General features: G+C 66.4%; 20 protein-coding genes and 1 pseudogene. 11 read left to right on the top strand and 10 right to left on the bottom strand.

Annotated elements, in window-relative coordinates; genetic code table 11:
• From AC5WS7_RS40175 to AC5WS7_RS40150, 6 genes and pseudogenes are all read left to right on the top strand, one after another.
• Window positions 1–360, top strand: a pseudogene (locus tag AC5WS7_RS40175) (hypothetical protein); the annotation flags it as partial.
• A gap of 213 nt (window positions 361–573) precedes the next feature.
• Window positions 574–1,215 (top strand): DUF4386 domain-containing protein, encoded by a 642-nt coding sequence (locus AC5WS7_RS40170; RefSeq protein WP_495959908.1) that lies wholly within the window; start codon window positions 574–576, stop codon window positions 1,213–1,215.
• Window positions 1,216–1,244: 29 nt separating this feature from the next.
• Entirely contained in the window at window positions 1,245–2,009 is a 765-nt protein-coding gene (locus AC5WS7_RS40165) for an SDR family NAD(P)-dependent oxidoreductase (protein ID WP_495959907.1), read from the top strand.
• A gap of 747 nt (window positions 2,010–2,756) precedes the next feature.
• Window positions 2,757–4,007: a molybdopterin-dependent oxidoreductase gene (locus AC5WS7_RS40160; RefSeq protein WP_495959910.1), complete on the top strand. Its 1,251-nt coding sequence runs from the start codon at window positions 2,757–2,759 to the stop codon at window positions 4,005–4,007.
• 1 nt (window position 4,008) lies between these two features.
• Complete coding sequence (locus AC5WS7_RS40155) at window positions 4,009–4,500, top strand: hypothetical protein (RefSeq protein ID WP_495959906.1); 492 nt, start codon at window positions 4,009–4,011, stop codon at window positions 4,498–4,500.
• A 141-nt stretch (window positions 4,501–4,641) separates the two neighbouring features.
• The gene (locus AC5WS7_RS40150) at window positions 4,642–4,779 is read left to right on the top strand and encodes a hypothetical protein (protein ID WP_495959905.1); all 138 of its coding nucleotides are present in this window, start codon (window positions 4,642–4,644) and stop codon (window positions 4,777–4,779) included.
• Window positions 4,780–5,095: 316 nt separating this feature from the next.
• On the opposite strand, the gene AC5WS7_RS40145 is transcribed toward AC5WS7_RS40150, so the two are convergent.
• Window positions 5,096–6,331, bottom strand: coding sequence for an LLM class flavin-dependent oxidoreductase (locus tag AC5WS7_RS40145; protein WP_495959904.1), 1,236 nt, complete (start codon window positions 6,329–6,331; stop codon window positions 5,096–5,098).
• 51 nt (window positions 6,332–6,382) lie between these two features.
• On the opposite strand from AC5WS7_RS40145, the gene AC5WS7_RS40140 reads away from it, so the two are divergent.
• A complete protein-coding gene (locus AC5WS7_RS40140; protein WP_495959909.1) occupies window positions 6,383–7,126 on the top strand; it encodes a TetR/AcrR family transcriptional regulator in 744 nt (247 codons plus the stop codon).
• Between the two features lie 114 nt (window positions 7,127–7,240).
• On the opposite strand, the gene AC5WS7_RS40135 is transcribed toward AC5WS7_RS40140, so the two are convergent.
• From AC5WS7_RS40135 to AC5WS7_RS40125, 3 genes are all read right to left on the bottom strand, one after another.
• Entirely contained in the window at window positions 7,241–7,417 is a 177-nt protein-coding gene (locus AC5WS7_RS40135) for a hypothetical protein (protein ID WP_495959903.1), read from the bottom strand.
• A 468-nt stretch (window positions 7,418–7,885) separates the two neighbouring features.
• A complete protein-coding gene (locus AC5WS7_RS40130; protein ID WP_495959902.1) occupies window positions 7,886–8,722 on the bottom strand; it encodes an alpha/beta fold hydrolase in 837 nt (278 codons plus the stop codon).
• Window positions 8,723–8,769: 47 nt separating this feature from the next.
• Entirely contained in the window at window positions 8,770–8,973 is a 204-nt protein-coding gene (locus AC5WS7_RS40125; RefSeq protein ID WP_495959901.1) for a hypothetical protein, read from the bottom strand.
• Between the two features lie 18 nt (window positions 8,974–8,991).
• On the opposite strand from AC5WS7_RS40125, the gene AC5WS7_RS40120 reads away from it, so the two are divergent.
• Together AC5WS7_RS40120 and AC5WS7_RS40115 are read left to right on the top strand one after the other, a co-directional pair.
• Entirely contained in the window at window positions 8,992–9,573 is a 582-nt protein-coding gene (locus AC5WS7_RS40120) for a GyrI-like domain-containing protein (RefSeq protein ID WP_495959900.1), read from the top strand.
• Window positions 9,574–9,818: 245 nt separating this feature from the next.
• A complete protein-coding gene (locus AC5WS7_RS40115; protein WP_495959899.1) occupies window positions 9,819–10,940 on the top strand; it encodes an alpha/beta hydrolase in 1,122 nt (373 codons plus the stop codon).
• A 34-nt stretch (window positions 10,941–10,974) separates the two neighbouring features.
• Here the strand turns inward: AC5WS7_RS40115 and AC5WS7_RS40110 are convergent, their stop codons facing one another.
• A complete protein-coding gene (locus tag AC5WS7_RS40110; protein WP_495959898.1) occupies window positions 10,975–11,535 on the bottom strand; it encodes a TetR/AcrR family transcriptional regulator in 561 nt (186 codons plus the stop codon).
• Between the two features lie 870 nt (window positions 11,536–12,405).
• Between AC5WS7_RS40110 and AC5WS7_RS40105 the strand changes: the two genes are divergently transcribed.
• Both AC5WS7_RS40105 and AC5WS7_RS40100 read left to right on the top strand, forming a co-directional pair.
• Complete coding sequence (locus AC5WS7_RS40105; protein WP_495959897.1) at window positions 12,406–12,729, top strand: carboxymuconolactone decarboxylase family protein; 324 nt, start codon at window positions 12,406–12,408, stop codon at window positions 12,727–12,729.
• Complete coding sequence (locus AC5WS7_RS40100) at window positions 12,729–13,310, top strand: carboxymuconolactone decarboxylase family protein (RefSeq protein ID WP_495959896.1); 582 nt, start codon at window positions 12,729–12,731, stop codon at window positions 13,308–13,310. Before AC5WS7_RS40105 ends, AC5WS7_RS40100 begins: the two co-directional genes overlap by 1 nt.
• A 231-nt stretch (window positions 13,311–13,541) precedes the next feature.
• On the opposite strand, the gene AC5WS7_RS40095 is transcribed toward AC5WS7_RS40100, so the two are convergent.
• The 5 genes from AC5WS7_RS40095 to AC5WS7_RS40075 all read right to left on the bottom strand — a co-directional run bounded on the left by AC5WS7_RS40095 (window position 13,542) and on the right by AC5WS7_RS40075 (window position 20,066).
• Entirely contained in the window at window positions 13,542–14,015 is a 474-nt protein-coding gene (locus AC5WS7_RS40095) for a MarR family winged helix-turn-helix transcriptional regulator (RefSeq protein WP_495959895.1), read from the bottom strand.
• A gap of 80 nt (window positions 14,016–14,095) precedes the next feature.
• Window positions 14,096–16,498 carry an MFS transporter gene (locus AC5WS7_RS40090; RefSeq protein ID WP_495959894.1) on the bottom strand — a complete coding sequence of 801 codons (2,403 nt, stop codon included), beginning with the start codon at window positions 16,496–16,498 and terminating at the stop codon, window positions 14,096–14,098.
• A 208-nt stretch (window positions 16,499–16,706) separates the two neighbouring features.
• The gene (locus tag AC5WS7_RS40085) at window positions 16,707–18,185 is read right to left on the bottom strand and encodes an FAD-binding oxidoreductase (protein WP_495959893.1); all 1,479 of its coding nucleotides are present in this window, start codon (window positions 18,183–18,185) and stop codon (window positions 16,707–16,709) included.
• A 150-nt stretch (window positions 18,186–18,335) separates the two neighbouring features.
• Window positions 18,336–18,611 (bottom strand): hypothetical protein, encoded by a 276-nt coding sequence (locus tag AC5WS7_RS40080; protein WP_495959892.1) that lies wholly within the window; start codon window positions 18,609–18,611, stop codon window positions 18,336–18,338.
• Window positions 18,612–18,953: 342 nt separating this feature from the next.
• A complete protein-coding gene (locus tag AC5WS7_RS40075) occupies window positions 18,954–20,066 on the bottom strand; it encodes an alkane 1-monooxygenase (protein ID WP_495959891.1) in 1,113 nt (370 codons plus the stop codon).
• Window positions 20,067–20,125 lie beyond the last annotated feature (59 nt).

Below are 20,125 nucleotides of genomic sequence, written 5' to 3'. Positions count from 1 at the left end.
CTGACCGAACTCCGCTCCTTCGCCGGTGACCGGTTCAACTGGATGCTGTACTTCCAGGAACCGGGTGTGGCCGAGGCCGACCTGTCCGCCGACGTCGCACGCACGATGCGGCTGATGATGTACGGCTTGTCCGGCGACGCGGGTGACACGGGCGTGCGGTTGGTGACCGGGCTGCCTCGGGACGTGGTGCTGCTGGACCAGATGCCCGAACCGCAAGCACCTACGGCCTGTCGGCCAACCCTGGTCGCCGGACTCCATGCCCTCGGCCCGATCCTGACCCGCGGACCATCTACCGGGCAGTGTTCCACGGCTCGATGCCGGACTTGCGTAAGAGCCGAGCATGTCGTGTCGGTCGAGTGATCGTGACCGCACAGCACACCCGGTGCCAGGCTGAGCCCCGGTGCGGGCCTTGCCCTTTCGCGCACTCGGTCACCGGCCGACCGCTCTGTCACCCGGGTGGAGGCCGGCGCGGCGCTGCCCGGCCGCCAGCGCGGACTCGCAGGTCGGAAATCGACCTTTTCTTGTAATCGTCATCGAACGTCACGGTTCTCCGTCGACGAAAGGATCGCCACCATGAGCGTCCCCACAATCCCCGCTCGGACCGCACTTCCGGTTCTTGCTTCGACCCTCGCGTTCACCGTTCTCACCGCCGGATACGTTGGGGTGAATTCCGGTGTCCCGCACCCGGATACGGCCTCCGCGTCGGTGCTGGCGTACGACACCGCCCACCGCGGCCTGCTCGAACTGGGCGCCATGCTGCTGCTGGCCTCGGCCTCGGCACTGGCCGTGGCCGCCACGCTGATCTACCGCGCCGTGTCGGCCCGGATGCCAGGTGTGCCACCGATCGCGATGGCCGGCGGCCTGCTCGCAGCCGCAGGGCTCACCGCGAGCGCCGTGTTCACGTGGGCCGGCGCACGCCTGCCCGGTACCGCCTCCCCCGACCTCGCACGGGTCGTCGCCGACCTCGGATTCGTCTCCGGAGGCTGCGCCTACGCGCTCGGATTCGGCTTGTTCGTCCTCGGTGTCGCCGTGCCCGCTGTGCTGGGCCGGGTGCTCCCGCGCCCGCTGGCCTGGACAGGCCTGCTCATCGCCGTGGCAGCCGCGCTGTCGGCATTCGGGCTGATCGCACCCGCCCTGCTGTTCCTGTTGCCGGTGGTCCGGTTCGGCGGCCTGCTGTGGCTGCTGGCCACCGCGATCATCCTGTACCGCCGCTGAATACGCTCCCGCTTCGAAAGGTCACCATCATGCTCAGCACCTACTCCGATCTGGCCGGCCGCACCGCCGTCATTACCGGTGGATCCCGCGGCATCGGCGCACAGACCGCCCGCATGCTCGCCGCCCAGGGGGTGAGGGTCGCCGTCGTGGGCCGCGACAAAAACGCCCTGGACACCGTCGTCGCCGATATCGCCACAGCGGGCGGCACCGCGGTCGCCGCGGTCGCCGATGTCACCTCCGCCGCAGCGCTCGCCGAGGTCCACACACTGGTGCAGGACCGGATCGGCCCGGTCGACATACTCGGCGCGTTCGCCGGAGGGCAGGGAATGCCAGTGCCCTCCACCGACTTGAGCGAGGCGCGCTGGCGGGCGGTGCTCGACTCGGATCTCACCTCGTGTTTCCTGACCGTCCGGGAATTCCTGCCGGGCATGGCCGAACGCGGCCGCGGCAGCATCATCACAATGTCCTCGTCCGCGGGGCGCCAGCCCAGTCGAGCCAATCTCGCCTACGGCGTCGCCAATGCCGGGCTCATCATGATGACCCGGCAGCTGGCCACCGAATTCGGCCCACACGGTGTGCGCGTGAATGCCATCGCGCCCAGCTCAATTCGCACCGAGAAGGTAGCGGCGAATATGCCGGAACCGGTGCAGCGACAGGTCGCCGGCCTGCACCCTATCGGGCGCCTGGGCACTACCACCGATGTCGCCGAAGCCGTGCTGTTCCTGGCATCGGACGCCTCCGGCTATCTCACCGGCCTCACCATCGATGTCGCCGGTGGCCGCATCACGAACTGAACCCCACATCCAAAGCGTGCGGCCCCGGCCGCCCCGGGACAACAGTCCCGCCATACCCGAGCCCCGTCGACCGAATCGCCAAACGCCCACCCGCGCGGCCGTTCGAGCAGTCCGAGCGGATTCGGTAACTCCGGGCAGCGCCCACCAGTTCCGGCATGACACATCCGCCGAAGCGTCAAATCGCTCCGCCGCTTGATCGGGGCTTTTGCCGCCTGTAGGAATGAGACCATCTCCGACCGAGTATCGGCCTGATCATCGTCTGTTCAGTGTTCCAGTAAGCACCCCGAAGTGACGTCGGCGGTGTTGATTGAGGAGCGGCGTTGTTCGAAGCCGTCATACGACCATCCTCGGCTCACACCACAATCACGGCAGGCGTCCGCTCTCGGGGCTGCACATACTCAGCTTGTTCGGCGCGGGCGCGGTATTTCAAGGCGTATCGCGGCAACGAGCCGTCGCCGCAGAAGGCCGCCGAGGCACAGAACTTCGCTGCTGCGGGTCCGCGCCAGAGAGCAATCACAGGGTGCGGTTGCAGGCCGTCATGATTTCGTCATTCGCCCTGGCGGGACCGCCGAATGCGGTACCGATTCGGGATTCGAGCGCTGGTGGCGACCACGGAAACCGCAGGCTGCGACGTATCTTCACCTCGAGTGGTTGTCCTATCGACGGACCCGCACACAGCACCGTGCGCCGAGCCCGCATTGCCGAGGGGCTTCGCGTCGTTCAGGAACGACGGGAGACGAAGAGATGATGCAGCACAAGCACATTCGGCTGCGGTGGCGTAGCCCGCTGAGAGGCCCATGGCTGACCTCGATGTTCGGGGCGGTACTGCTGGTCTGCCTGCCGATCGTGATCGTCACCGGCTTGTTGTCGTACATCGCGTACGGGCCGCGGTTCGGTCAGGCGATCCCCGCGCACGTCGGGGGCCTGGCGCTGCCCACATTCGATTGGCCCACCCGCCCGTCGTGGCTGTACCGGCTCACCCAGGGCCTGCATGTCGGGTTGGGGCTCGCGCTCGTGCCGGTGGTGGCGGCCAAGCTGTGGTCGGTGATCCCGCGACTGTTCGCCTGGCCGCCGGTGCGGTCGCTCGCTGCGGCGATCGAACGGGTCTCGCTGTTGATGCTGGTGGGCGGAGTGCTGTTCGAAATGGCCACCGGGATACTCAATATCCAGTACGACTACATCTTCGGATTCTCCTTCTACACCGCCCACTACTTCGGGGCGTGGGTGTTCATCGCGGGGTTCGCCGCACATGTGGCCGTCAAGCTGCCGCGCATGATCAGCGCACTGCGCTCACGGTCACTGCGCGAGGTGCTGCGCACTTCCCGCGCCGAGACCGAACCCGAACCACCCGACGCCGATGGCCTGGTCGCCGCCGATCCCGCCGAACCGACCATCAGCCGCCGCGGCGCGCTGGCACTCGTGGGCGGTGGCGTGGCGTTCGTCGTGGCCCTCACCGCGGGCCAGACCGTCGGCGGATTCACCCGCCGGGCCGCTCTGCTGCTACCGCGCGGACGCGGCGAAGGCCACGGCGCCAACGACTTTCAGATCAACCGCACCGCCACCGCGGCGGGAATCAGCAGCGCCGACATCGACGATTCCTGGGCGCTGAGCTTGATCGGCGGTCCCACTCCGATACACCTGAACCGGGCGACGTTGCTGGCCATGCCGCAACATGCCGCCCGGCTCCCCATCGCCTGCGTCGAAGGGTGGTCCACGGTGCAAACCTGGACCGGGGTGAAGCTGTCCGATCTGGCTCGCCATGCCGGGGTGGAGCAGCCCGCTGCCGCGGCGGTGACCTCGCTCGAACGGGCCGGGGCGTTCAATCGCGCACTCCTGCAAGCGAATCAGGTACTCGACCCCGACGCATTGCTGGCATTGCGCGTGAACGGCGCAGACCTCTCGCTCGACCACGGCTACCCGGCGCGGATCATCGTCCCCGCCATGCCCGGCGTGCACAACACGAAATGGGTCTCCAGCATCGAATTCCGGAGGGCGTGAGATGGCCACCGGCAGACTGATCCACCGATGGAAACGCGTATACGGAGCGCACCCACTGCACTTGCTCGTGCTGCCGGCCTCGTTGGCGCTCACCGGCTACAGCGTGTGGGCGCTCGGGTTCGACGCCCTGTGGAACCACCGGGTGTGGTGGCAGGCCATAGCGGTATGGTTCGCGGCGGCCATCATCGCCCACGACCTCATCCTGTTCCCCGCATACGCCCTCCTCGATCGTGTCCTCGCCGCGGCGTCCACCCGAGCCGGACTGCGGGTGTCGCCGGTGAACTACATCCGAGTTCCTTTCCTCGGGATCGGATTGTCGTTTCTGCTGTTCTTCCCGGGCATCATCCAGCAGGGTGCAACCACCTACCGCGCAGCCACCGGAGGCAGCCAGCAGGCGTTCCTGCTGCGCTGGCTGCTGCTGTGCGCGACGATGCTCGCGATCAGTGCGCTCGCCTACGCGATCGCGAGCCTGCGCGCCCGGCGCCGACCCTGAATCGTCGCCTTGCCCAGCCACTCGGCCTCTGGCGTAAAGTTGTTGCTGCGCTACGATTTTGGCCCAAGGTATAGTGATCGATCAGTCCTTCGGGACTGACGAGACTTCGCCGATGGCACCACACCGGGTACATACCTGACGTTGCGACTGCCGCCCCAGCAGCCCGTCGCGCCGAATACGAACCAGCCCGAGGCATCCCATGTGGGCGCGCCGTACACCTGGCCGACCGGTCAGAGCGTCAGCGAGTTCGCCGAAGAGGGCTTCCAGGCGAGCGGGTGAACCCTGTGGTAAAACGGCGCTGATCTGGTCCATCAGCGGGTCCAGCCGGGCATGCTCGTCGGCCATGGTCTCCAGCAGCCTCACAGACCGGTTCCGGCCGCCGAGTTCGGCGTGCATCGGCGGCCGCAGCAACCGGTCCTCGGCGGTATGGTGCACGTCAGCGGGGCGCTTGTCCGGATCGCCGCATGTGCCGCGGCGTCCCGCATCCGGGCAAGTTCGCGGCGAAACGCGTTGTGCGCCACGAACATCACGGTGATATCGGGTTTATCCATGATCGGTAGTCCTTCGTCGTGCAAGGAGCTTCGGGAACGTCGTGTCAGCGAAGAGCCGGCATGATGTGTTCGGCGTAGGTCTTCAGCTGGTAACGGTGGGCATCGATGCGTTCGCTGTCGGGCAGGGACTGGCCCCAGGTCTCGTAGATCAGCCAGTCCAGTGCGCCGTCGCCGTAGACGCTCGCCACCTCGGCGACTTGATCGTGGACTTGTTCGGCCGTCCCGCACAGCAGTTGGCCGCTGTCGATCATTCGCTGGGTCAGGGCCCGTGCGTCGCCGAGATCGAATGGCCGGGTGGGGTCGTCGGCGGAGGTGCGGAACACCTCGGTGAAGCCGAATCTCTGGAAGAAGTTCTGGTACCAGAACCCATAGGTGCGCACGGCGTAGTCGAATGCTTGCTGGAAGGTGTCGCCGAATGCGATCTTTACCAGCATGCCGAAGTTCTCGCCGATGCGCAGGTCCCGGCCTGCTGCGTGAGCGGTGTCGCGGTAGAGCCGGGCGGTCTCGCGGGCTCGTTCGCGGTTTCCCGCAGCGAGAACCAGGGTGCGGCCATGTCGGGCGGAATCGATCGCGGTCTGCGGTGAGAACGCGTTCGGAATGAAAACCTTTGGGGTTTCCAGTGGTTTCGGGATCACGCCGATCTTGTGGACGGTGCCGCCGTCGTCGACTTCGCCGAGGCCCCCGTACGTGCGCGTCCAGTCCGCGAGTGCCCAGTCGCGGATCCCCTCGGCCGGATATGGCGCCTGGTAGAACTCGCCGTGGTGGTTGAACGCATTCGGCGCCCAAGCCTTTTCGATCACCGCGAGGTATTCGTCGAACCTGGCGCGGTTGCGCTGATCGGAAGCCGGATTCAGCGCGACGACGTGCTCGGACTGGGTCAGGGTCTGCATCCAGCGAGTCTGATAGCCACGAGCGAACTGCACCCCGGCCAGCCGTCCTGGGAACAGGTGGGTGAACAGCGCCAAATCCTCGGCGACCCGGATCGGATCGTGCGCGGTCACCACGACAGACATCGGCATGAACTTTATCTGCGAGGTTGCCGCCGCCAGCTTGGCGTAGGCCAGCAGCGGATTCGGCAACGATTCCCCGCCTTCGGTCTGCAAATGGTGCTCAGTGCTGCCGAAACCGTCGAAGCCGAGCTCGTCTGCCGAGCGCGCGGTCTCCTCATAGCTGCGCAGCATGTCTTGGTACAGGCCCGTGTCGACCGCTACCGGACGCCGGGATCGACGCTGCTCGATCGTGACCGGGATGGCCGCGGTGCTCATAAGCAAGGTTTTCAACGGAATTCTCCTGTAGGAGTTGACGACTCACCGAAACGTCCGCCGGTGTCGATGCCCTCGGGCAATCTTCGGAACATTTTGTCCCGAAGATATGGCACAGTATGTACCACAATTGGCCGATGGGGCAAGATGTTCTGCGATGACGTTCCAGCCCTCGCGAAGGATGGCCCGATGAGCGACACGCAGCCTCGGACAAGCGAGTCCGCCCTCACCCGCGGCCCGGATCCTCGCGTGGTGCGCAGCCGGCAGGCGGCGCTGTCGGCGGTCGCGGAGTTGCTCGCCGAGGAGGGCTGGACCGGAGTGACCCATGTGGCGGTCGCGGCGCGCAGCGGTGTCGGCCGCACAACGCTGTATCGGCATTGGCCGGATGTGGCCGCGATGATCCGCGACGCGACCGTGGAGCGGATGGGTCGGGCCCGTCGGCCGTGCACCGGACAGTTGCGGGCCGACCTGCTCGGAGAGCTCGACGGGCTGCGGCAGTTGCTCGACGATCCGGCCAGCGAACGCACCATGCGCGCGGTGCTGGAGCGGGCACCGTTCGATCCGGCCTTCGCCGCGCTCAAGGAAACGCTCTTCCGGGCCGGTGCCGCCGGATTTCAGGCCATTCTCCGGACTGCCGTCGCCGACGGCAAGCTCTCGCCCGACACCGACATCCAGCTGATCATCGACCAGCTCGCCGGGCCTGTGATGTACCGGCGGCTGTTCGCCGGTCTCGATGTCGACCGAGCGTACATCGAGACGATCGTCGACAGAGTGCTGAGTCAGCAGCTACCGCGGCCGGACAGCAACCCGTAACGAAGCGTTGCCGGACTACTGCTCGGGTCACAGCGCTGTTGGAGATCGCGCCGAACTGAGCGGCATCGCGACGGTTCGGGCCCCTGGCGGCTGGACCGGGAGGGGCTTGACTCACTACGGATTCGACGTGCGGAGCAGGAGCATGGCGGGTACGGCCAGCAAGGCCAGCGACAGCACGGCGAGCAGACCGTAACCACCCGCCGCGAAGCCCGCAATGGAAGCCGCTGTGGCCACGGCCGATCCGCCCCACACCCGCGATTCCACCGCGCCCTGCAACCGCATTCGATCCACCCGGGCAGGTTGCCCGCGATCAGGCTGCTCGCGCCGATGTAGGCGAGGTTCCAGCCGTAGCCGAGCCGGAACAGCACGATCGCGAAGGTCATTCCACCGCAAGAGGTTACGGCCGAGATCGACGAGATCGCCGGCAGCGCAAGGCCGATGGCGATCAGGGCACGTCCGCCGAAACGGTCACACAGCAGGCCCGACAGCGGCGCGAGGGCGAACATGCCGAACGGGTGCGGCGACTCGAGGGTGCGGGCGTGATCACCGGCTACCAATCCTGGCGTTCATCCAGCTGCAGTGCGCGATGGGCCGCTGCCTGCTGACGCATCGGCGAACATGGCCCGATCGAGACCCACATCGTCCTGTCCACCCAGTACGAGGCCCGCTCGATCGTTCAGACGGACGACGACCGCCCCGTCACCAGCCCGGCCGGTTGGACGCGTCCGTAACCGAGATGGCATGCGCCGCAACATTGCCCTATGTGACCGGCGCTGCGACCTCGGAGTCACGCACAGCCGGGTTCCGATGGAATGCGAGCAGGTCGTTGTTGAGCTGTTCGCGGTGGGACAGATGCAGCATGTGGGAGGCGTTCTCGTAGATCACGAGTGTGCTGTCGGGGATCAGTTCGGCCGAGCGTTGCCCGCAGGTCTGTAATGGTGCGAAGGAATCGTGGTCGCCATGAACGATCAGTGCCGGCATGGTGATACGGCTGGCCTCGTCTCGGAAGTCGGCGACCAGATTGACTCGGCTGCATTCCACTGCGGCATGTAGTGAGACCTGCATCCAGTCTCGAATGGTGGCATCCTTCTCGGGTTGCGGAATGTGACACCCGGGCAGGCCGTCACCGAAGGATAGTGCGGCGTTGTCGGCGACCCACTGTCCGTAGCCGGTGCGGAGCTGGTTCAGCAGTTCTGCCGCACGCATCGGATCGACATCGAGATGGGGTGCGGTCGCGCCGACCAGGGCGATCCGCGAAATCCGACGCGCCCCGTGTCGGCTCAAATACCGGATCACCTCCCCGCCGCCCATCGAATGTCCGACCAGTGTGACGTCGGTGAGGTCGAGCCGGTCGCGCAGCGCGGCCAGATCATCGGCGAGAGTGTCGAAGTCGTATCCGGTCCCGGGGTCGTCGGATCGTCCGTGACCACGCCGGTCGTAGGCGACGGTGCGGTAGCCGTGTCCGGTGAGGTGCAGCATGTGATGCCGCCACATATCGCTGCTCATCAGCATGCTGTGCACGAAGAGGACAGGTCGGCCGACACCGTGGTCCCGGTAGAACAGGTTGGTCCTATCCGGTGCTGAGAGGTAGGGCATTGTGGGTTTCCTTGTCTCTGGAAATCTCGTGACGTGGAACCGGCGAGTTATCGCTCGGCCAGCGGCTGAACAGTCAGCTGGTAGTCCTCCTGGATCCGGCCCCCGGCATCGAGGATCAGGAACACACGTGCGGCCCAGGCGATCTCGCCTACGGTGGGAGTGATCAGCTGGATGGTGAACGAGACGGCGTCGTGGGCCCAGAGTTCGGCGACGGCCCGGCCCAGGCCGTGGTGGCGACCCCCGATCCACACACCCGCAACGAACGAATCGTGGCACACCTGGACCGCCTGCAGACGCAACTCGGCCGAACCCAACGTGCCGTCGATCAGCTGCGGGATCTATTGAGGCACAACATATCCGATGACAGCGCCGTCGAGTTGCGCGCCGTTTCCGCCGTCGCAGCGGCCGCGGTCACCGAGATCGTCGACGCCACCGACAGCGTCACGTGGCTGCAAGGCGCGCTCGGCGAACTGTATGCGACCCTCATCGCCCAACACCTGCCCCCGATTGGTCCGGCCGGCGGGATCTACGCCGACGAGATATTCACCGACCACCGCGGCCCAGCGACCATTTTCGTGCCCTGCACCGGCACCGTCCACCCTGTGGGACGCGTCCATCCGACCATGGTCCCCGCCGCTGAACTGGCGATCATGACCCACCGCGGCTCCCCGGACAGTGTCGATCGCACCTACGGCGCCCTCGCCACCTACGTCGCCCGCCACGCCCTCGGGGTTCCCGGCCCCGTCCGCGAGTACTACCTCACCGGCCAACGCGACACCCCCGACCCCGCCCAGTGGCGCACCGAAATCGCCTGGCCGATCTTCCTCACCAACACCCCGAATCCCCAATAGGCTTCGGAATCAACCTCACCGAACAGCGCCTGAACCGTCGACCCGGCGCAGCCGAACACACCGCACTCCGCAGACGGGACATCCGGTAGCCGATTACGGCGCAATTGGGGGGTTGGGTTGCCGCCAACGCAGATCCGTGATCCCGCCAACTTCTTGACTGACGTTCAAGAAACCTTTACCGTAGCCGCGACCTACTTCTTGGATGACGTCCAAGAAGAGCGGTGGTGAAGCGGAGGACGCGAGTCATGGAAATCAGTGGGCCGGCCGATCGGCGCGAGGCGGCGGCGGTGCGGCGGCGTGCGGTCTCGTTCCCCTCCGGCCAGGACGAGTGCGCGGCATGGTTGTACACCGCACCTGACCTGAACGGCCCGCGCCCGATGGTGATCATGGGGCACGGACTCGGGGCGGTGCGGGAGATGCGCCTGGATGCCTACGCGGAACGGTTCGCCGAGGCGGGTTGGTCGGTGCTGGTGTTCGACTACCGTCACCTCGGGGCCAGCGGCGGAGCGCCGCGCCAGCTCCTGGATATCGGCCGACAACGCGCCGATTGGCATGCCGCTCTGGCCTTCGCGCGCACCCTGCCGGAGGTCGATGTCGACCGGATCGCGTTGTGGGGCAGCTCTTTCGGCGGCGGACATGTCCTTCAGGTCGCCTCCGAGGACACCCGTATCGCGGCGGTCGTGGCACAGTGCCCGTTCACCGACGGACCCGCGTCGTTGCGCTCGCGGCTACGGACCGGCCTGCTGAGCGCGGTAGCGCTGACCGGGGCCGGCATCCTCGACACGGTCGGTTCCTGGTTCGGCGCGAAGCCGATCCTGTTGCCGATGGCGGGGACGTCCTGGATGCCCGCGTTCGTGGCCTCACCCGACGCTCTCGCCGGTGCTTCCGCGCTCCTGCCTGCGGGGACCCGGCTCTCGCGGCGCACCAGCGCGTTGTTGAAACGGCTGCCGTCGGTGCGGGCTCAGGTGTCGAAGAACATCGAGCTGAGCGAGATCGACGGTGGGGAAGAACCCGTGACCGGTGTCGGTCGCGACAGCATATGGGGTGTATTGCGCGGCCCGGACGGTGAATTCGATGCCGCCAACGCCCTGGCCGCACGGCTGGTGCTGTACCTTCCGCTCTATCGGCCCGGTCGCACGCTGGCCCGCTTCAGCACTCCGACGCTGCTGTGTGTCTGCGACAACGACGCGGCCGCGCCCGCGAAGACCACGAAGCGGCGCGCGCAGGGCCTGGCACACGTGCACGTCCAGAACTACCCCTGCGACCACTTCGACATCTATGTGGGCGAGCACTTCGAACGCGCCGTGCGTGACCAACTCTATTTCCTGGCAACACAATTCGAATACTCCGCACGCAACACGCAGTAGGTCGCCTCAAGGTGGACGTGCGGAGACCAGGCATTCAGCCGGCGGCTGCGGCAAGACTGCGAGCGCTGTTCAGCAACGTCTCGATCACCGCGCGCCGCTGCTCCTGATCAGTCGGATGCGTCAGCAAGCCCTCGACAACGAAAACGCCGATCGTGACCAGCGGATCCACTTCGTCAGCGGGCACGCCGAGCTCGATCAGCTCTGCCCGGAACAATCCCTCGGCCAGCGCGTGGAACTGCTCGTGCCATTCCTGAATGGATGCGGACTCCTCGGCGCGCGTGTGCACCGTGCTCACCAACCGGCCCAGCTGCTCCAATTCCCCGACCAGCCACAACAGCCGATCAGCCAAGCTCGAGCCCAGCAGTTGGCTGTAGGAGGCCATCGAGTCGGCCAGGACCGCGTCCAGGACCGCGATCAATACCGCGTCCTTGTCCTGGAAGTACCAGTACAGCGTGTTCGACACCACTCCGGCGTCGCGGGCGATCCGCGCCATCGACGCCGCGTCGTATCCCTCCTCGACGAACAACCGCCGAGCAGCCACCACGATCTCCGCACGCTTCTCTTGCCGATCCTGCGGACGTCTGTTGCGAGGCATCTCCAGTCCTGACCTAGTCCCAGCCCCGATGCTATCTTGACCAGCCCCCAAGAACGGCCCCGGAAGAGCGCAATAACCCGTTCCATCACGCCGCCGTCACCAGCTACCTGACCTACTCCCGCGGTCGGCCCTGGGTGTCCCACATAACCACTCCCCCTCACGAAGTCCAGCCTGCACGGTCGTGGCATTCTCCCCCAGACTCGCCCCGACCCGGCCCAGCGACCAACCCAACCCGTACAGATGCACGGCCCCATCGACCTGCTCCCCAGAGCCGTTCTGCCCCACTGGATCCGCGAGGCGACGCATGGTCATCGAGGTGGACCGGCAGGACCTGAGCAGCCCCCGTCCCGACAGAGTTCAGCCAGCCTGCTGGTCGGCCATATCCCGGCACATCCCGACCGCGCCGAGCACGCGATCGAAGCGGTCGAAACATCGATGCAGGACGCGATCGTGCATGCGCCCGACTCGACGAGCACGATCTTCCGATCATTCGCCTTGTGGCCGAAGGGTATTCGAACCAGTACATCGCCGAACGCGTCCACCTCAGCGTCCAGATGGTCGAAGGGCCCCGATCCGGATGCAGCACGCCAGGCAATGGTGGTCAGTCGACCTTCGGTCCGATTGACTCTGACCACGGACGGCGCTGCGGATGACCCTCGGGGCACTCGGTATCGAGTGGTCCGAGCGGAACGTGATGACGCAGAACTGGAGGCATTACTCGCTGACTGCCGGCGATGGGAGGAGATGGCTGATCCGTGCCCGGCCCGCACCCGGAGACACTATGTTTGACCGACGATCCGTCATTCCTCGATCGCATCGTTGGATACCGATGGGGTGCCGACAACCAGCCGCACTGGACAGGAGAGCGCCGTGCCGTATGAGGACAGGAAACGAGCAGCGCACCAGGCTCTGGTGGATCGCCTCCTGAACGGAAAGAGCAGGACATCCGCGGAGCGGCGCGCCCGCGCCTTCCGCAACGCCGACCTGCCCCCGCCTGTGCAGACGCTGGTCGACAAGGTCGCCACGAGGCCGACGGAGATCACCGACACGGACTTCGCTGTGGCACAGGCGGCGGGCTTCACCGAGGACGAGCTGTTCGAGCTGGTGATCTGCGCCGCGGTCGGCCAGTCCGCCCGGCTGTACGACACGGGACTGGCGGCACTGGCCGAAGCAACCGGCAAGGCGGCCCGATAATGCGACCCGAGATCCTCAACCGCGGTTACCGCCCCGCGACCAAGGTGCTGTTCACGCTCATCCGAATGTTCACCGGACAGCCGCTACCGGATGCCGCCAAACTGGTCTTCTACCGCCCCGATTTCTACGGCGCCCGGGCGAAGGCGTTCACTCACGAGGCGATGCGCGGACCTTCCGCCTGGTCGGTCGCCGACCGAGAGCTGATGGCGGCCTTCGTGTCGAAGGTCAACAAGAACCTGTTCTGCATCGGCGCACACACCGCTACCGCGGGGCAGGCCTACCAGGACGACGCGAAAGTGCAAGCGGTACTGGCAGATCCGGAATCGGCACCGATCGGCGACGGGCTGCGGGCAACGCTGCGGATGCTCGGCACGCTGACTCAGGACGGAACCGTGAGCGCCGAGGACATCCGGCAAGTGTTGGACGCAGGCGTGTCACCTCAGCAAGTCGAGGACGCGCTGGCGGTCTGCGCGGCATTCAATACAACAAACCGCCTCGCAGACGCTTTCGGCTTCGAACTACTCACTCCCGAGGGCTTCGGCGCGGGAGCCGAATACCTGCTCAAACGGGGCTACCGATAGGACCGCGACCACAACCGGCAGTTACGGCGACCGACTCGGTTGCCGACATCCGTACGCGCCGTAATGCCGCGTTCCGGTCATTCGCCGGTCCTGCAATCATTGACCGGCAAGCGATCCCGCGGCCCCGACCGCCATCTGGTCGCACGGCCTGAGGCGAGAAGCCTGCTGTGGTAACGGCTCTCAGGCTCTCGGTCGCGCGACCTGCCGGAGAACGCGCCCGATCGGGCTCCCTCAGAGGCGGCCCGCCCGGCTTTCGGCGAGGTCGTTGAACCGGGCGAGCATTCTGCCCAGTACGCGGACGTCCTCGGTGGGCCAGGTGGCGAGCATCGCGTGGAAGCGTTGTTGGCGGGCGGTGCGGGCGGTCTCCACCCTTCGGCGGCCCTCGTCGGTAAGGACGAGCAGGTGGGCGCGGCCGTCGTCGGGGTCGGGGCGTCGCTCGATCAGCTGGAGTTGTTCCAGCACCTTCACCTGGCGGCTGATGGTGGCCTTGCCGACGCCGAAGTGGTCGGCCAGGTCGCTGGGGCGCGAACGGGCGCAGTCGTATATGCCGACGAGCAATCCGTATGCCGCGGGCTCGAGTTCCGGGTGCACCTCGCGTGCCACCTCGGCGGACAGTGCGCGCGCACGACGGAAGAGCACGCCGAGCTCGTGCTCGACCGCCCGGTACGCCTCGTGTTCGTCGGCGGGCGTGGTCCCCTTCGTCATCGTTTCCTCGTCTGCCCTCATACCCGGCAACCTATCGGTCTCCGTCGGACCGCCACGATCGGCGGTCCGGCGGATCGGTGTCATTCGCCGGGGTGGCCGAGCCACAGATCGTGCGAATCCTCGCCGGGACCGGTCAGCTCGATCCCGCTGCTGACCATCGGATACCCGGTGGCGGTGACGGTGTATCGACCGCCGGTCAGGCCGGTGAAGTCGTACTCTCCGTCGGGGCCGGTGGTCGTCACGCCGACCACGTTCCCGGCCGCGTCGAGCAGCCTGACGCGCGCGTCCGGGACCGGGCCGCGGCCCTCGGCCCGGATCGTGCCGTGCACCCGCATATCGGGCAGCAGTTCGATGTCCTGGCTGGTCCGGCCGCTGCCGACCTCGACCGGCAGTGCGGTCGGCCGGTAGGTGGCGGCACTGACCGCGAGCGTGTAGACGCCGGCGGTCACCGCCGGGACGAGGAAGCCGCCGTCGGCGTCGGTCGCACCGCCCGCGACGACCTCACCACGTCCGTCGGTCACGACGACCATCGCGTCTTCGATGGGTGCGCCGTCCACGCCGCGGACCGTTCCGGCCAGGGCGCCGGAGCCGGTGAGCGTCACGTCGAGGTCTACCGGGTCGTCGCCGACCAGGACGCTCGCGGCCTGCGGATCGTGATTTCCCGCCGCGGCGATCAGTACGTAGGCGCCGCGACCCGGGACATCCAGGACGTACCGTCCGTCGGCGCCGGTGGTCGCGCGGCCGATCTGGCGTCCGGCGACGTCGATCAGCGTGAGCGCCGCACCGGGCATCGGCGCACCGCCGTTGCGGACAAAACCGCGAATCATGCCGCTGCCATTCGACGCTCCCGTCCGGACCAAGGCATCCGCCGCGGCGGTGACCCGCCCGTTGGACTGGACCGGGTTGGCGGTGGAACCGAACTCCGGACGCTTGGCGTGCCGGCCGCGCGCCGAGGCGTCGGCCGCAGCAGCGGCGGGAGCAACGGCGACCGGCTCCTGGCTGTTGGACGTGCGCAGCGGCACCTCCTTGATGAACAGGATCACGATCACCGCGATCAGCACGCACGGCGCGGCGTACATGAAGACGTCGCCGACGCCGTGACCGTAGGAATCCTGAACGATCTGGCGGATCGGGGCCGGCAGGGCGGACAACTTCGGGATCGAGCCACCGCTTCCGACGGAGTGCACGCCGATGCCTGCGAGACCGTCGGTCATGTAGTGGGTGACCCGGCTACCCAGCAACGCACCGAGCGCCGAGACGCCGATCGCGCCGCCGAGCGAACGGAAGAAGGAGACGGTCGAGCTGGCCACACCGAGTTCCTGCGGGCGGACCTGATTCTGCACGCACAGCACCAGGTTCTGCATGGTCATGCCCAGGCCCGCCCCGACGCAGAGCATATAGATCGCCACCTGCCAGTAGGCGGTGTCGTAACGCACGATGCTCAGCAGGCCGTACCCGACGGTCATCACTCCGGCGCCGAGCACCAGGATGTTCTTCCAGCGTCCGGTAGTGCTGACGATGCGTCCGGAGATCGTCGACGCGACGGCCAGTCCACCGATCATCGGCAGCGTCATCAGGCCGGCCTTGGTCGGCGAATCGCCGCGGGCCAGCTGGAAGTACTGGCTCAGGAAGGTCGTCGCGCCGAACATCGCGACACCGACGAACAGGCTGGCCAGCGTCGACAGGGACAAGGTGCGGATCCGGAACAGGTGCAGCGGCACGATCGGCTCGCTCGCGAAGTTCTCCGCCACTACGAACAGCGCTGCCAGGACGATCGCGCCGCCGAGCATCGCGGCCGTCTGCCACGACAGCCAGTCGTACTTGCTGCCGGCGAAGGAGACCCAGAGCAACAGCAGAGCCGCCGCGCCGGAAACCAGCGTCGCGCCGAGCCAGTCGATCTTGACCTTCCGCCTGGTGACCGGGAGGTGCAGGGTTTTCTGCAGGACGATCAGCGCGATGACGGCGAACGGCACGCCCACGTAGAAGCACCACCGCCAGCCGAGCCAGGAGGTGTCGACGATGACACCGCCGATGAGCGGACCACCGACGGTGGCCAGGGCGAAAACCGCGCCCATATAGCCGGAGTAGCGGCCGCGCTCGCGTGGCGCGATCATCACCGCCATGATCACCTGCACCAGGGCGCTCAAGCCGCCCGCGCCGAGGCCCTGGATGACCCGGGCCGTGATGAGCATCGCGGGATTGTGCGCCTGACCGGCGATGGCCGAGCCGATGACGAAGATCGCCAGGGCCAGCTGGATCAGCAGCTTCTTGCTCACCAGGTCGGCGAGCTTGCCCCAGATCGGCGTCGTGATCGTCATCGCGAGCAGCGTCCCGGTGATCACCCAGGTGTAGGTGGTCTGGCTGGCGTGCAGATCAGCGATGATCGTCGGCAGCGCGTTCGATACGACAGTGGACGACAGGATCGTCACGAACAAGCCGAGCAGCAGCCCGGACAGTGCTTCCATGATTTGCCGATGGGACATCGGGACACCTGAATCAGGTGCCGTCGCACGCGCCTCGGCCGCCGCAACGGTTGCCATCCAACTTCCTTTCGCGCCCCAGGGGCCTGCGGGTAGGGCACGGCCCTGGGGGATCACTCACGCAGTTTGATTGCCTTAGGCAAGTATCCACTATTTGGTTGCCGCAAGCAACTTTATTTAGGTGGCGCTGCTCACAGAAGACGCAGAGCCATCAGCGCGATGCGGGCGGGATGCTCTGCTCGTAGCGGAAAACGTTGTGGGGGTCGTACTTCGCCTTGATCCTGCGCAGGCGCTCGAAATGCTCGCTGCCCCAATAGGCGCTCTCCCACCCCTGCATTCCGACGTTCGGCACGTTGACGTAGGCGCCGTCCACATAGGGCCGCAGCGCCTGGCTGAACTCGGCGATCCAGGCCTGGGCCTGCGAGGTCAGCGGGTGGCCCACGCCCGGCTGCGATGACCGGGTTCCCCAGGCCGCGCCGATCTCGCCGTAGAAGAGCGCGTCGCGGTGCGCGAACGCCGTGCCGCCGCGCGGCTCCCTCGCGATCGCGCCGCCGAACGCATCGACGAAGTAGTTGCTCTCCTCGGTGAGAGCGTTCCGCATGAAGGAGCCGACGACGTCGATCGCCCGCTCCGGGAACGGCTCTTTCACGAACTGCGAGAAGAACTTCCAGTTCGCGGGCTCTTGCGGGAGCGGGGTCTGGGCTCCCCCGAAGATATCGCCCCAGTTACCGACCTGCACCGTGACGTCGGGCTTGCCGACCGAAAGAACCGGAGTCAGCATCTGCCTGGCCTGTGCGGCCGTCCCCTCGACCAGCCACGCGGACAGCAGGATCCGGGACTTGTGGATCTCCAGCTCCGAGCCCAGACGCGGGTCGGCGGACGGGAGCGCACGCTGCCATGCCTGGAAGACTCCGTTCAGGTCGCCGAGCCCGTCCCATGTCGCCTGCACGTTCGCCAGCCGCGTGAGCGCAGCCACCTGATAGGTGAGTCGGGTGACGATGCCGAAGTTGCCGTTTCCCGCGCCGCGAAGCGCCCAGAGCAGATCGGAGTTGTGCTGCGAATCCGCGTTGATCACCTCGGCGCAGTCGGCCCCGGACGGAACGACGATCTCGGCCGCGATCAGGCTGTCGCAGGCCATGCCGAGCCAGCGGTTGAGCGGGCCGAGCCCACCGCCGAGTGTGGCGCCGCAGACGCTCACGCTCCCCTCGCTTCCGGTGGTGATCGCGAGATTCCGCTTCGCGAGCGTCGTCACGGCTTCCAGCTGGTTCAGTCCGGCGCCGACCGTTGCGATACGCGCGCCGGGGTCGATCCGGGCCGACTTCAGCCCGCTGACGTCGATCACGATGCCGTTGTCGACGTTCGACCAGCCCTCGAGGGCGTGGCGGCCACTGCGCACCCGCAGCGCGACGTCGTTCCGGCGCGCCCAGCCGAGGGCGTTCACCACGTCCTGGGTTTCCTGCGCGAAGACGATGACGAGCGGATAGTGCGAGAAGAGCTGGTCCCAGCCGAGCCGCGCGTCGTCGTAGCCCGCGTCACCGGGGCGGACGATATGACCGGTGAGCGCCGCGGACGGGCATCCGGGGCTTTGCGCCGGGTAGCCCGCGATCGCTTTCTTCGGGGCGCTCGCTCGGGCGATCTCCGGAGTGTCCGCGGCCGTCAGGCCCGAAACAACGACCGCCACCGCCGCCACCGACGTCTCGAGCAGGTCACGGCGAGAAAGATCGCTCAAGTCCGGATCCTTTCGATCGGGCTACGCCGGTATCCGGTCCCGATCGAACCGATGCCCGCCGGTCGCCGGGCATCGGCTGTCGCGGTGGACTCTTGTCACCAACCTTCTAATTCAGATGCACCACACGAAACTGCCCAGGGGGAAACAGATGTGGAGCGACCCACCACCACCGACCGGGGTTGCCTGATGCGTCGACGCAGCCACGGTTGCGGGCGCTGTGGCCGGCATCGAGCCGGCGGCAGCCGTGGGAGCCGCGAGCACAGCCAGGGGCGCCGCCAATGCGGTCACTGCCATGATCTTGATCTTTGCTTGAGACATTTTTCCGACCTTCGAGAGACTTCGTTTCGCGCCATGACGGTCTGCTACAGCCACCATCTCGACTTTCACCTGGCGGGGGTGCCGGCCGCGGAGATGAAACCACGCTCCGGAGCCGGCGTCCGCACCCTGAGTCTGGCAATCAATTGCTCAGGCAATGACCGGTTGCGCAGCGTGGATAACCATTGAACGGGTCCGGTCGCCCAGCCCGCCTGCCGCCTGACATTCCGTCCGATTCGGGCGATGCGACGTCGCTCGGAGCGGACAAGTCGCCTGGATATGAATGGAAGACCCAATCATCAGCTTACGCCGATACGGTGCAGAACACAGCACCTGGCGAATCTTCAGCTATTTGTATCGGTGTTGTTATTCCGGCGGCCCGGAATCGCGCGACGGCCGGGATCGGCGGTCGGCTCATGGCCCCTTGTTCACGAGCGTCATATCGCCGCCGTAGTGGGCCAGCACCCGGCGATCCATCACCCTGCGCCACAACGGCGGGATGAAGGCCAGCACGACCATGGTGGCGTAGCCGTACGGCAGTTGCGGCGACTCGTCGGAGCTGCGCAGGGTCTGATAACGACGGCCCGGATTCGCGTGATGATCACTGTGCCGTTGCAGGTGAAACAGAAACACATTGGTGACCAGGCGATCACTGTTCCAGCTGTCGCGGGGAGAGCACCGCGCGTACCGGCCGTCGGCGCGGCGCGCCCGCAGCAAGCCGTAGTGCTCGAGGTAGTTCACCGTCTCGAGCAGGACGATGCCGATCATCGCCTGCACTATCAGGAAGGGAATGATCACGGGCCCGTAGACGAGGATCAACGTACCGAACAGCACTGCGCTCATGGCCCATGCCTGCAGCAGGTTGTTGTCCGGGCTGAGCCACCTTTTTCCGTGCTGGGACAGGCGTTTTCGTTCCAGAATCAACGCCGAGCGAAAGCCGCCGAAAATACTTCGAGGAAGAAATTTCCAGAGTGACTCACCGAATCGGGCGCTCGCCGGATCCTCCGGTGTGGCGGCACGGGCGTGATGACCACGATTGTGCTCGACGTAGAAATGCCCGTACAAGGATTGCGCCAGCGCGATTTTCGCCAGCCAGCGTTCGAGTTTTTCGACTCGATGGCCGAGTTCATGACCGGCATTGATGCCCACACCGGAAACGAAGCCCATCGTTGCGGCCAATCCCAGCTTGTCCACGAGTTTCAATTCCGGACTGGACCACATGAATCCCGCGATGACCAGGCCGGCGAATTGTATGGGCAGGAAAGCGTAGACGCACCAACGGTAATAACGATCGTTTGTCAGCGCCTCGTAGTCTTCGTCGCGCGGGTTCCTGTCGTCGACTCCCATCGCGATGTCCAGGAAGGGAATCACTCCGAGCACGAGGATCGGACCGATCCACCAGAACAGTCGAAGCCCCGTGCCGCTCACCAATTGCGCGGGCAGTAGGGCGACCGCGGGCGCCAGTGAACTCAGGACCCAGAGGTAACGCTTGTGATCGCGAACATGATCGCCTCGGAAAATTGTCATAGACGTCTCGCTTATACAGTCGACGTGAAACGACCATTTTCACAGGGGCTCAGTGGGGT

The organism is Nocardia sp. PLKS1-43, from assembly GCF_059510335.1.
Note: the sequence above shows the minus strand (reverse complement) of the source record. Positions and strands in the feature narration are given on the sequence as shown.

What these genes read in the sequence shown, in the direction of transcription:
- AC5WS7_RS40170 (WP_495959908.1), top strand. Translation starts at nt 574, where the DNA reads ATGAGCGTCCCCACAATCCCCGCTCGGACCGCACTTCCGGTTCTTGCT.
- AC5WS7_RS40165 (WP_495959907.1), top strand. Translation starts at nt 1,245, where the DNA reads ATGCTCAGCACCTACTCCGATCTGGCCGGCCGCACCGCCGTCATTACC.
- AC5WS7_RS40160 (WP_495959910.1), top strand. Translation starts at nt 2,757, where the DNA reads ATGCAGCACAAGCACATTCGGCTGCGGTGGCGTAGCCCGCTGAGAGGC.
- AC5WS7_RS40155 (WP_495959906.1), top strand. Translation starts at nt 4,009, where the DNA reads ATGGCCACCGGCAGACTGATCCACCGATGGAAACGCGTATACGGAGCG.
- AC5WS7_RS40140 (WP_495959909.1), top strand. Translation starts at nt 6,383, where the DNA reads ATGCCCTCGGGCAATCTTCGGAACATTTTGTCCCGAAGATATGGCACA.
- AC5WS7_RS40130 (WP_495959902.1), bottom strand. Translation starts at nt 8,722, where the DNA reads ATGCCCTACCTCTCAGCACCGGATAGGACCAACCTGTTCTACCGGGAC.
- AC5WS7_RS40115 (WP_495959899.1), top strand. Translation starts at nt 9,819, where the DNA reads ATGGAAATCAGTGGGCCGGCCGATCGGCGCGAGGCGGCGGCGGTGCGG.
- AC5WS7_RS40110 (WP_495959898.1), bottom strand. Translation starts at nt 11,535, where the DNA reads ATGCCTCGCAACAGACGTCCGCAGGATCGGCAAGAGAAGCGTGCGGAG.
- AC5WS7_RS40100 (WP_495959896.1), top strand. Translation starts at nt 12,729, where the DNA reads ATGCGACCCGAGATCCTCAACCGCGGTTACCGCCCCGCGACCAAGGTG.
- AC5WS7_RS40095 (WP_495959895.1), bottom strand. Translation starts at nt 14,015, where the DNA reads ATGACGAAGGGGACCACGCCCGCCGACGAACACGAGGCGTACCGGGCG.
- AC5WS7_RS40090 (WP_495959894.1), bottom strand. Translation starts at nt 16,498, where the DNA reads ATGTCCCATCGGCAAATCATGGAAGCACTGTCCGGGCTGCTGCTCGGC.
- AC5WS7_RS40075 (WP_495959891.1), bottom strand. Translation starts at nt 20,066, where the DNA reads ATGACAATTTTCCGAGGCGATCATGTTCGCGATCACAAGCGTTACCTC.